We start from the raw sequence: 1,264 nt of genomic DNA on the forward strand, positions 1-1,264 counted from the left end.
GAGGCGTGCCCGGCCGGCCCCCGGGGCTAGAACGATTCGAGGTCGGCGAGGACCTGCGTCCAGGCCTCGTCGGGCGTCTGGCTGCCGTCCTCGATGCGGCCGAGGCCCTGGCCGATCGTCGCGAGCACGTCGCCCTGGAGCGGCCCCTGGTACTGCGGCCGCACCGCTTGGGCCGCGGCGGTGAAGATCTGGCCGACGGGCGCGTCGTTGAAGTACGGCTTCGTGAGGCCCGTCAGCGCCTCGTCCTCGTACAGGCCCGGGGTGGACGGGAAGTTCCCGGTGGACTCGAACACCTTGAGCTGCTGCTCGGGCGCGGTGAGCCACTCGATGAACTCGTAGGCCTCCTCGGGGTGGTCACCCTGCGCGGGCAGCACGAGGTGCGAGCCGCCCATGTTCCCGGCGCCGCCGGGGACCGTGGCGATGTCCCACAGCCCGGCCGAGTCGGGGGCGTTCGTCTCGATGTAGGAGGTCATCCACGCCGGGCAGATGATGGTCGCGAACGTGCCCTCGTTGAACCCGGCGTTCCATTCGGGCGTCCAGGCCTGGAGCCGGTTCGACATGCCCGCCTCGATCGCCTCGACGGTGAGGTCCCAGGCGTCGCCGATGGCCGGGTTGGACTCGACGACGAGGTTGTCCTCGCGGTCGTACACGCCCTCGTCGGCCTGCTCGACCATGGCGCGGAACATGTTCCCCGAGGACTCGAAGAAGGAGTCGCCGCCGGTCGCCGCCGAGTACAGGCGGCCGACCTCCACATAGTCCTCCCAGGACCCGGCCCACAGGGCCGAGACCTCGTCGCGCTCGACCGGGAGGCCGGCCTGCTCGAAGAGGTCGCGGCGGTAGCACATGGCCATGCCGCCGACGTCGGTGCCGAGGCCGATCAGGGACTCGCCGTCCTTGGAGAGGGCCTGCTGCCACTTCCAGTCCAGCCATTGGCCTTCGAGGTCGGCCGCGCCGAGGTCGAGGAGGTTGTGGAAGCGGTCGGGCTGGGCCGTGTACTGCGAGATGTAGCCGACCTCGACCGCTTCGATGTCCGCGGCGCCCGAGCCCGTCGCGAGGTGGGTGGTGAGATTCGTGTGGTGGTCGGCGAACTCGGCGATGCGCTCCTCGAACTCGATCTCGGGGTGCAGCTTCGTGTACTCCTCGTAGAGGGGCCCGAAGCCGAAGTCGCCGAACAGGCCGACGCTGAGGGTGATCTTGCCGTCGTCGTCCCCGCCGCCGGAGCATGCGGCGGTCAATGCGAGCGCCGCGGCGGCGGCCGCCGCCA

Annotated in this window: 1 protein-coding gene; it reads right to left on the reverse strand. The window is 70.6% G+C overall.

The genetic code is table 11. The features are described 5' to 3' along the window. Positions 1–26: 26 nt before the first annotated feature. Positions 27–1,264: extracellular solute-binding protein (locus O2L01_RS25545; RefSeq protein ID WP_270124871.1), on the reverse strand; the 1,238-nt coding region annotated here is incomplete at its 5' end.

The sequence above is a fragment of the Glycomyces lechevalierae genome (genome assembly GCF_027622945.1).
Lineage (GTDB): Bacteria > Actinomycetota > Actinomycetes > Mycobacteriales > Micromonosporaceae > Glycomyces > Glycomyces rutgersensis.